Raw genomic sequence first — 10,419 nt, 5'->3', positions numbered from 1 at the left:
ATCATTTCCTGCTTGGTGTTAGTCAAAAACACAGTCTTATGCCTACTCGTTATTTTAAGTGGGAGACTGTGTCCGGTGTTTCAGGGGGCTGCTCCACTCGCCCTGTGGCGCAACCATCGCTTATAGAGCCTGGCCGAGCAGAACAATGCGATTCGCAAGCTGGTTGGCGACTTGAACCAGCGTTCATACAAAAAGCTCAACGACAACCGTCGCGAATCGTTCGAGCGGCTCGACCGGTCGGTACTACGCCTGTTGCCGACACGCCGTTACGAAATTGCGGCTTTCGTGAAGTGCAGCGTCAACATCGACTTTCACGTTGAAGCCGGTCATCGCAATTGAAACGTCCAGCACAGCCTCGTGCATCAAGAGGTCTACGCCCACGTCATACACTATGGCGTCGAAGCCTGACGAGCCGCGGCGCCTCCGTCGGCCCCGGCACCGAGGCGATAGTCGAACATCTGCAGACCAACCGGCCACACCTCGAGATGGGTGACCGAGTATGCGTTGGACTGCTGTCGCTCTCACGCGAGTACAGCAAGGAGCGGCTTGCCCACCGGCCGCCTTTTTAAAAAAATCATCTCACTCAAAAAATAAATTAGAAAATATTAAATTCGAATATTGCTACGCGACGCATCACGGTATATTGACCTACGCCGTAATTTGCGGATAATCAAAAAAACTCAACATCGCGGAATGACCCATAAAGCATATTTACAAGCACGACGACATTGCAGAATTGGCAATTTTTGCCAATCTGGAGATGATGATCTCCAGTAATTTTGCATCTTAATTAGGAGTTTTTATGGATGACTTGGAGCTGGATAGCGAATTTTCGATTCGAGAACTCACCGATGAAGAGATCCTCAGCATCTCTGGGGCACTAGTGTTGACGAGATTCTGCCCCGACTCGACGTTAGAGGCCGCCAATTGCGTTGGTAATTAATATTTTATAGGTGGCACCAGCGTGGCGCCTTTATATTTTGAGGCGCCATGTTTATGGATTTCTGCTCGGACATCGTGAATGCGAGTGACGTCGGCGAAAAAATCGCGAACTAGATTACTCAGTGCACGGGTTGTGGCGAAACTTATAGGACGTCTAGTTCGCGCGCTCGAATGTGCTCGCTGGTACAGACACCGCCCCATGCTCGGTCCGCGCGGATATATGTCGCCCCCCCGAGCGGAGGAGGCTTTCAGTTGGAATCAGGCGTTGATCGCTTGCGCGGCATGGCGCCAAACTCGGCGGTCTCTGAAAAACCCGGGGCGGTTCATGTTCGCATCAAATTGCAGCAATCATGAATTGCCCGCATGACTCCTAGCAAGGCTAGCCTCTAGAAAATCTAGCATATCAGAGGAAAATCAAAATTGAACGAAATGCCGCGTGCCCTCAAGCAGTTGGTTATAAAACCTACTGTCTACTGCTTTCACAAATGCCCTTACTGTGATCTTCGCCAGGACTACTACCAAGGGGTACTGAAAAAAAACAAGGCGCGCGTCATCCCGGTACGTGACACCAGGATGAGCGCACTCGGCCTAGAAATGAACGCCAAAGCTGCGAAGCTCAATCCTGGACACATGCCATTAGAAATGGCGTTGCAAAGTATCGACGAGGCCGCCGCCCTGGGCATGGAATCGATGCAGTTGAGCGGTGGAGATCCGCTTCTCTATCCACACCTCACAGAGGTCATAAGGGCAGCCGCGAAGCATCCAGGTGTGTTCGTCTTCATGAACTCCGTTGGCACCCAGGTTTCCGCTGCGAAGGTGCGGGAACTAATCGACGCTGGTCTGATGGCTTGGAACTTCTCCGTTGATACACTCGATCCAGTTCTGTACGAGGAATTGCGGGGCGTCAGCCGTGCGCTAGAGAAAATCATGGCCGCCATTGCAACCGTCGGTTCCGTTGCAGTGGACTACCCGGACTTCTGCATCAACTATATGACGGTAATTACCAACAAGAACTACCGGGAACTACCGGACTTGTTTTCGCATTGCCTGGAAACGGGGATCGCCTCGATCTATCTTATGAATGTCTACGGTGATGTGGAAGGGCGCTCCTTGCTATCCGTGGATCAAATACAGGAGTTTCGGAATGAAATCGTTCCTGAAATTTTGCGACGTATCAAGGACAAATCCCCTTACGAAATTGTCAAGACCAATGCCGAATTGGTGATGAGTACCTTCTTTTCCCCGGAAAATTCCGATGAAAATTATTCGAAAGGCATCTATTGGCCGAACCCCGAGGCGGCTAAGGCGGCGTGCAGGACGCCCGAGCATTACGCATTGATCGAGCCCGATGGAAAGGTCCTGCCGTGCTGTTTGGTCGAGATCTCGCACGAAGGAGAAGTTGGAGATATGTCCAGGCACTCGCTGACGGAAGTCTGGGCCGGGTCCGGCTATTCCGATTTCCGTAGAGACCGCATCGATTTCTGCGTGAAATGCTCCTCCCCCCGCAACAAGACGGTCGGGTTTATTCCAAAGCTATGTCGACAATTCAATGTATTCGAAACCGAAAATTGATGCCAGCGTAGTGATCGCAGTCTGCAACGATTTGCGATTGGGTCGGCTGCTCGAAACCCTGAGATCCCAGGATTGTCAGCCCTATACGTTCGAGGTTCTGGTTATCGAGAATGGTACTCGTGATCTGGAAGACGTGAGTGAGCAATTTCGAGAGGACATGATCATCCACTATTTCCATATCGCTACCCCCAACTCCGCAACAGCTCGGAACATTGGACTGAAGCACGCCCGGGGACGATACATCCTCATGACCGATGCGGATGTCTTTGTGGCCAATACCTGGGTGCGAAAGCTGATCGAATCGCTCGATAACTCGAATCATGGCGCAGTAGGCGGGGCAATAAGGAAGGCATCCACGAGTACGTGGATCCAGAAGGCGGCGATAACGATCGTCAACGGGCAATCGCTCCTAAACTACCTTCCCGCATCACCCTATCCGTACGTCGTTGGCGCAAATGTCGCCTACCGGGCTCAGCTTGTGCGTGAAGTTGGTGGCTTCGACGAGGAACTGAAATCCGGCGCTGACGTCGACATCTGCTACAAGCTCGGATACGCCGGACAAACCATAGGACTGGCACCGGAAGCCATCATTTACCACGAGGACCGATCCACGCTCAGGAAGCATTTTCAGCGCTTTGCCTTCTATGCGGAATACCAAGTGTTGTTGTTTGCAAAGTATAAGCGCCTGACGGGACAAAAATTTGTCCTGAATTCTTACCCTTTAAAGCGCGCCCTACTCGCCATTGCACTCGCGCCCGGCGCTGTTGTGATGGCGTTGCTTGGTCGCGTCACGCCGATTCAGAAAGTTATTGCTCAGCTGGTTGAAGCCGCCGGAATATGGTGGGGTAGCATCAAGGGTGCATTCAAACACCGACAATTCTATATCTAGGTAGCGAAAAAATGGAATATACCATCGCGAAGGATCGTCGATCCCTGACACGTCGAGGGGTACTTTGGCTGGGTCTCAAGTGCGACATCAAGTGCAAATTCTGCTACGACGAGAACGTCGACAAGAAGGACAAGCTGTGGTTGCCGCTCGACGATGCGAAGCACGCATTGGAAAAATTCCGGTTCTACTATGAAAACGAATATGTCGATTTCATGGGTGGTGAGCCGACGCTTCATCCGCGAGTATTCGAGATAGTCGGTTTTTGCGCTTCCATCGGCCTGAGGCCGACATTGATCACTCATGGCATGCACCTAGCCGACCGCAAGCGAGCTGAGGCGTTCAAGGCTGCCGGCGTTCACGACTTCCTCATGTCTATTCACGGCATCGGAGAAAACGTAGCCCGGTTGCATGGCCGCGACGTTGAGAATTTCGATCGCCAGGTACAGGCAATCGACAACCTGAACGCACTTGAAATTCCGATCCGCTTCAACTGCATCCTGATCCGCGACAACCTATGCGATCTGTCCGCCATCGTTGAACTGGCAAAGTCAAAAAACGTAAAAATCATTAACTTCCTGACCTTCAATCCTTACTTTGAGTGGCGCAGCGCACCTGAAATTCCTTTCCAGGCAAGACATTCTGAAATCATGCAATATCTTGGACCGGCCTTACGCCTGTGCAACGAATACCGCATCGAAGCAAATGTTCGATATATGCCAATCTGCCAGCTGAAGGGATTCGAATCACATGCATTTACCGGTTACCAGCTACCCTATGACGTTCATGAGTGGGATTACAATAGTTGGTACGACCGTGGACTAAATGGGCAACCGTCGCACGAATGGTATTACTCGGCATCAGCAGAGCAAAAGGCTCGTCACTCGTATATCCACACGGAGAAATGTCAGAACTGCGCCGCACGAAACATATGTGACGGATTTCATGCTCAATATTTGGCACGATGGGGAGCCGAAGAAGCTGTTCCGTACAGCGGCGAATTGATATCAGATCCCATTTTTTATATCAAGCAGCAGGCGAAACACGAATACGCGAAAGGCAGTGCCCCTTTCCCTGCGCGCGCAGTGGAGTTTGGCCCACTCGCCAACATCACGCAATTCAACGGCACCGATGAAAATCGAGCTGGTGTGCGCGTCAATCTCCCCGCGACACGGAGAAAATAATTGGCGCAGATCATAACAGCGTTCGTAGCATGTTTAATCATTCGGAATGCCTGTCTGCTCCGTGCAATCTTCCGGAGCTGGAAGTTCATTTCGTCAGCCACGGATACTTCTCGGCTCGAGAACGAGGCGCCCAGGAGGTTTCTAGTGCTTCTTCCAATGCTTCGGGAAACATCGAACATCGAGTCTGCTGTCGATCATTTCAGCGCTTTCATGCGGATTGCCAATGTTCAGATCGTGGTCATAACAACTGAACGAGAGCGCGTCGGGACAGCCGTCGCATCGAATACAGATACGATAGCCATGGCAGCCCGACTGGCATTGTCCGGTCGCTGTCTGCACATTCACTACCCACATCAGGATGGTCTGAAAGGGGATCAGCTCAACTACGCAATGGTTCGCCTAGCGAGCCAGCTTGGGGACACGCAACTTAAGCACACCTTTGGGCTGATATACGATGCCGATTCGCGCCCTCAGCCGGATACGCTGGTGGCATTCAATGCCGCCATCGACCGCCATCCTGGCGCAAATATCTTCCATCAATCATCCAGCTTTCAGGCCCGGCGCGAGCTGCGATCGATGATCGACTTTTCGACACTGCTCGCTGGTGCGGGCGCTTTGCGCGCCAATCGATTCGTCTTTGCCCACGAACTCAGAAAACTGCTTAACAGAGTCGAGGGCAGCTTCCTTGCGCGCCGCATCTATACGCATGTTACGGGCCACGGTCTTTGCGTGCGGCTTTCGTTCCTGCTACAACATCCCTTTCCCGCCCGCACACCGATTGAGGATATGGAATTCAGTTTTGAACTGTGTGTGCGTGGTGAGCCGATGATTCCGGTGAAAAGTCTGGACAACGCCGAGGTTCCTCCGGACCCGAAGGAGGAATTTCGCCAGTTGTCACGCTGGTATGCGGGTCCAGGCCGATTCCTGTCCTACTTCAGGCGCTACGGACATCGGTCACCGATCGATGCCTTTCAGTTGTCGCTATCCGCGGCGCTCATCTCGCTGGAATGGTTGAGTTGCGCTTTCATTACGCCCTTCATCTTATGGGCGTTGTTGGCATGCGATTCCTTGGCTGTGAAATCTCTCGTTGCGGCTTATTGCGGAATCGTTCTCATGCAGCTTCTCACTGTCCAGCTTTTCATGAATAGACTGAAAACAGCAGCATCATTCGCTCATATTGCATTTTATCCGATCAGTTGCATGTTATTCGGCCTAGCGGGAATTTCAGGTGCACTGCGAATTGCGGCAAATTCCATCGACAATGGCAAAACGGAGCGCTGAAATTGTCTCATTCCTCCTTGATTGTCGCCATTGAAGGAAGAAGCTGTGCCGGAAAAACGACGCTTGCGCGCTCGCTCTGTGCCAGCTGGCCCAACCAGTTCGCGCATATGGTTGATTACTGTGACATGGTTGGCGGAGGCAAAAATCTCCCCCGCGCGTTACCCCAGGATCTGCAGGAGGAAGCTCAAGCACTCAACACATTTGCTGGTCTGGATGCGCTTCGCTCTGATCGCATCCGAAACGCGGATACACCGGTCTTTTTGCTCGACCGAAGCATCCACAGCATTCTGGCTCATTGCTATGCATTGTCCGTGACGCTTCTGGAGGGATGCACCACGCTGGCGGAAAGAATGGTTCCATCGTTAAAGCAGATACTATGGCCGGATTTCATCGTCTACCTGAGCGTTCCTGACGAGGAGGCGATGGCTCGGAACCAGCGTTCGATTGCAAGGGAGTCCATCTTGATGGATTCCCTATTCAACAATCATCTTGCGGATTACTTTTCAACCGTGCATCAAAGGCATCCAACCTTACTGCACCATATTGATGCACGGCAGTCAATCGATGACATTTCACAGCAAGTCTATGAACTGTGTCGCTCACGAAGGTCATAAATGACACAATTTAAACAGGCCGAAGTACTTACTTTCAGCGGCGGACTTTACAATTTGCTGGAGCCCGAGCTCAGCCAGATTTCCATTCTGGATATCGCACACTCGCTTTCGAACCTTTGCCGCTTTGGCGGACATAGTCGGGTCTTCTATTCCGTCGCACAGCATAGTGTTCTGGTAAGCATGAGCGTAAGAAGTGATCTGCAGTTCGATGCACTTCTGCACGATGCGGCTGAGGCCCTGGTTGGCGATGTCCCGAAGCCGCTCAAAATGCTTCTTCCCGACTATCAGGTGATTGAAAGGAGGGTTGAATCGGCACTTTTTGCGCGTTTCGGAATCACTTACCCGCTGGCTGGGGAGATCAAGATTGCAGACAAACGCGTGCTCCATACTGAACTGCGTGACCTTACCTTTAATGAGCCAGCGAACTGGGACGAATTGAGGGACTTTACCCCACTCCCCGAAAGGATCGTTCCATTGAATCCGATACAAGCCAAGAATTTGTTCATGGAACGTTTTTCGTCGCTTTACAGACCTCGCGAGCAGGCACCGGAAATAGGAAACTATGGATATACACTTGAGTGATGGTTCATCGTGGTCGCTGGCCGCTATCAACTCCTTGCTTGTTCGCCGGTGCGAAGGCGGGTTTCATGATCTGCAGCTTTTATCGAATGGGCAATCGACAGTCCTAGGTGGGATACAGCGGTCGTCCGGTCTTCCTGTGGTCGTGAAGCTTACGATTGCCCCAGGCACGGCAAAGTCGGAGGCCTACTTCCTGGATTCCTGGCGAGCCGGCGGTGTTCCAGTACCCAAAGTCTTGCTGGTTGACGACACGGTCCACGACCATAGGCCCGACATTCTAGTCATGGAGAGAGTGAAGGGCGTACCGCTCGCCAGTTCCGGCCATGTGTCAATTGACATGGTAAAGCGAATTGCCAGACTGCAAAGCCTGATGCATCGTGCTGCCGGACAAGGATACGGTCGTCCTGACAGGGAACAACCGTGGAAAGGTGTGGCCGACACTTTCTCCAGCGAAATGGAGATCGAATGGGAACGGCGTCTTGCACAGATTGCGCAACACGAGATGTTCCGGGGGCAACTGCGTTCACAATTTTTCGCTGCAATCTGCACCATCGAATCGGATTTGGAACACAAAAAAAGCGGCGGTGCCTTGACTCATTCGGATCTCTCCATGGACAACATCCTGCTGAATGCGGATGGAGAAATCGTGATCGTCGATCCGAATTGCCGCCTCACGCATCCAGCTATGTGCGCGGCGTACACCTTTCTGCGACTCAGTCTCGCTGGTCAAGCCGATATCGCGCAAATTTATAGGGCCTCGTATTTGTCCGATAGCGGAATCCGCGAGCGGATATTTGGTGCAGCACTTCAGCTGCGGACGATACTTTCGATTTCCACGTGGTTGAGGAAGGGTAAATTCAGCGAAGCGGTCAATGCCGCCCGCATTGCGGGACTTTCGTGATGCAATCCAACACTGTGAAATTCCTCGTCGCCATCGAAGGCTCCGATGGTTCAGGGAAATCTACTTTGATTCAGGCGCTCGCGGCACGCGCGAAGCAGCACAATGTAAGCTTTCTGAAGCGATCGTTCCACGACCAGCCAATGGTCAAGGCGATCATCCGGAATTTCGAAGCCCATCACAGCATCACCAGAGAGATGCTTTCCGCATGTCTCTGGGCTTCCGCTGCGTACACCATGGAGGAGGTTGCCGGTTCCCGTGCACAGCTTGTGGTTTGTGACCGATATGATCTCACGGGCAGGTTGTATGACCGGTTTTCCGGCATCCCTCTGACGCTCACTTCCACAAACGCAGCATTGCTTCCCCAGCCGGATCTTTACGTCTATCTCGATCTGTCACCTCATATTGCATTGGGCCGGGTCTTATCGCGTAGCGGAAAGGTGTCTTTCTATGAAACCATGGACCAGTACGAAGTCGGTCGTCGAAACGGCGAACTGCATAAGGCTTACCAGATGGGGCTCATTGACCCGGCTGAGGCCAACAATTCCTTTCTGGAGAAGAAGAAGAACGAGCGTGCATTCGCGCACGAGTTGTTTCCGAGGATACCCAATCTTCTTATCCTGGATGCGTCCCGCCCCGCCCCCGCTCTCGTGGAGGATTGCTGGGAACAGATCGCTACAGGTCTGGTTTCATGCACGCTCCGATGCTGATTGCCGAATCTTGATAGCTTTCCAACGCGGCCTGTATTGCACCGCGCGGCGGCATCCGGTTGGCGGAAGCGATCGAACAAGTTGATTCACCACTTCACGCGCCGCGATATGCAAGAACGTTGCAAACAAGGTGCGTAGATTGCAAGACTACACAATGACAAAACAACGCATTCTCGTGGCTGGTGGTGCAGGATTCATTGGAAGTCACGTCTGTGATGCATTGATTTCCAGCGGGCGATCTGTCATTTGTCTTGACGACCTGAGCACGGGCACGATAGAAAATATTAGACACCTTCTCGCCAACCCAAGATTCGAGTTCGTGGAGGGTGATGTCACGAGTCCGAGAAGGATCGACTGTGACACGATTCTAAATTTTGCCTGCGCAGCCTCGCCTGTTACCTATCAAAAAGACCCCATCCACACTTTGCGCGTAAACTTCGAAGGTACGCGGCATCTTTTAGATCTCGCGAAGACCAACAAGGCCCTTTTCATCCAGGCTTCGACGAGCGAAGTTTATGGGGATCCCGAAGTTCATCCGCAAGTTGAGCCATATCGAGGCTCAGTGAACACAACCGGCCCACGTAGTTGTTATGACGAAGGAAAGAGAGTTGCCGAGGCCCTTTGTCATGCCTATGCTGAGACAGCTGGCGTTGAAGTGAAGATCGTGCGCATCTTCAATACCTACGGTCCCCGCATGAGTATCCACGATGGTCGTGTGATCCCCGAGTTCATCGTCAATGCATTGACTGGCAACGCGTTGCGCGTCAACGGTACGGGAGAGCAGACCCGTAGCTTCTGCTATATCTCCGACATGGTTGCGGGGATTCTCGCAACCATGGAAGCACCCACCGCGTTTCGCGGACCAGTCAACATAGGGAATCCCAGCGAGATGTCGATTGTGAGTCTTGCCACGGCAATCGTAGCGTTGACAGGGTCGCGAAGCCCGATCGAATTTTCGAAAGCTCTGACTGACGATCCCGCTCGCAGGTGTCCGGATATTGGCTTGGCCATCTCGCGGCTGAATTGGGCCGGCCCGCTTGTCGGACTCAAGGACGGTCTTCAAAGAACCATCGAGCACTTCTCAATGACGCTGTCCTCTTCGTCGTGGGATATGTCGTTCGGTGCATAGGTCGCAGAGCGCCCCGCCCACCATACCGATCAGCCCTCACAGATGAAGCGCATTTCGGTGAAGTCAAAACTCGACTTGCCCGTAGCGCAGGTTATTGACAGCGGATGTTGATGGATTCTATTGGACGGGCTCGACGCGAGCGCAAAGCGGCAACAGCGTAGCGACGGTCCACGGCAGCAACTCGTCGATGCGTTGTTCTGCGCATCGCGCATGTAACGCGTCGTCAATAGCTGCGCGGCGGCTGTCGTATTGGCGGCCAGACTGCGTAGACCGTCTCGGTCAGCAGCGCATTGAACGTCGTGCTGTAGGTGCGCGCGATCGTATTGCCGGAGCCGTCCGGCTGCTGAATCTGATTGCCATTCGCGTTGTACTGCATCGTGCGCGTGTTGCCATGGTTCGTCAGAAGGCGCACACAGTGGCGCCTCACCAAAGCTCGTATGAAGCGGGTGATACTAAACGCTGGGTTGTGGAGAGTGGGTGGAATGCTGAAGTGATGGCGTGCTCGGTTCGCTGCTCACTGTATGCGTTCGATGACGAAGCTCCCGAAAATGCTCACCTTTCGTTGAGCGACGCGACGCTTGCCGCACAAAGGACGAACCCGGTATACAGCCGGGTTCGTGGTGT

Annotated in this window: 10 protein-coding genes and 1 pseudogene; 10 read left to right on the top strand and 1 reads right to left on the bottom strand. The window is 52.9% G+C overall.

All coding sequences use genetic code 11. The features are described 5' to 3' along the window. Window positions 1-96 precede the first annotated feature (96 nt). The 10 genes and pseudogenes from D7S89_RS14135 to D7S89_RS14090 form a co-directional block, all read left to right on the top strand. Window positions 97-548 (top strand): annotated as a pseudogene (locus tag D7S89_RS14135) (IS21 family transposase); the annotation flags it as partial. Between the two features lie 823 nt (window positions 549-1,371). Then, on the top strand, window positions 1,372-2,514 hold the full coding sequence (locus D7S89_RS14130) for a radical SAM protein (RefSeq protein ID WP_121278292.1): 1,143 nt from the start codon (window positions 1,372-1,374) through the stop codon (window positions 2,512-2,514). Continuing rightward, on the top strand, window positions 2,492-3,403 hold the full coding sequence (locus tag D7S89_RS14125) for a glycosyltransferase family 2 protein (protein WP_121278291.1): 912 nt from the start codon (window positions 2,492-2,494) through the stop codon (window positions 3,401-3,403). The genes D7S89_RS14130 and D7S89_RS14125 overlap by 23 nt, the downstream gene beginning before the upstream one ends. An 11-nt stretch (window positions 3,404-3,414) precedes the next feature. Further along, entirely contained in the window at window positions 3,415-4,584 is a 1,170-nt protein-coding gene (locus tag D7S89_RS14120) for a radical SAM protein (RefSeq protein WP_121278290.1), read from the top strand. A gap of 144 nt (window positions 4,585-4,728) precedes the next feature. Next, complete coding sequence (locus D7S89_RS14115) at window positions 4,729-5,865, top strand: glycosyltransferase family 2 protein (RefSeq protein ID WP_147426651.1); 1,137 nt, start codon at window positions 4,729-4,731, stop codon at window positions 5,863-5,865. A 2-nt stretch (window positions 5,866-5,867) separates the two neighbouring features. Next, on the top strand, window positions 5,868-6,479 hold the full coding sequence (locus D7S89_RS14110; protein WP_183085190.1) for a deoxynucleoside kinase: 612 nt from the start codon (window positions 5,868-5,870) through the stop codon (window positions 6,477-6,479). Beyond that, a complete protein-coding gene (locus D7S89_RS14105; protein ID WP_121278287.1) occupies window positions 6,480-7,061 on the top strand; it encodes a metal-dependent phosphohydrolase in 582 nt (193 codons plus the stop codon). It begins immediately after the preceding gene. Beyond that, a complete protein-coding gene (locus D7S89_RS14100; RefSeq protein ID WP_183085189.1) occupies window positions 7,054-7,959 on the top strand; it encodes a phosphotransferase family protein in 906 nt (301 codons plus the stop codon). The genes D7S89_RS14105 and D7S89_RS14100 overlap by 8 nt, the downstream gene beginning before the upstream one ends. Then, on the top strand, window positions 7,959-8,666 hold the full coding sequence (locus tag D7S89_RS14095) for a dTMP kinase (protein WP_121278285.1): 708 nt from the start codon (window positions 7,959-7,961) through the stop codon (window positions 8,664-8,666). The genes D7S89_RS14100 and D7S89_RS14095 overlap by 1 nt, the downstream gene beginning before the upstream one ends. Before the next feature lie 154 nt (window positions 8,667-8,820). After that, window positions 8,821-9,795, top strand: coding sequence for a UDP-glucuronic acid decarboxylase family protein (locus tag D7S89_RS14090; RefSeq protein ID WP_121278284.1), 975 nt, complete (start codon window positions 8,821-8,823; stop codon window positions 9,793-9,795). A 223-nt stretch (window positions 9,796-10,018) separates the two neighbouring features. Here D7S89_RS14090 and D7S89_RS14085 read toward each other — a convergent pair whose 3' ends face one another. After that, window positions 10,019-10,207 carry a hypothetical protein gene (locus D7S89_RS14085; protein WP_121278283.1) on the bottom strand — a complete coding sequence of 63 codons (189 nt, stop codon included), beginning with the start codon at window positions 10,205-10,207 and terminating at the stop codon, window positions 10,019-10,021. Window positions 10,208-10,419: the final 212 nt, after the last annotated feature.

The organism is Trinickia fusca, from assembly GCF_003628145.1.
GTDB classification, from domain to species: Bacteria; Pseudomonadota; Gammaproteobacteria; order Burkholderiales; family Burkholderiaceae; genus Trinickia; species Trinickia fusca.
Note: the sequence above shows the minus strand (reverse complement) of the source record. Positions and strands in the feature narration are given on the sequence as shown.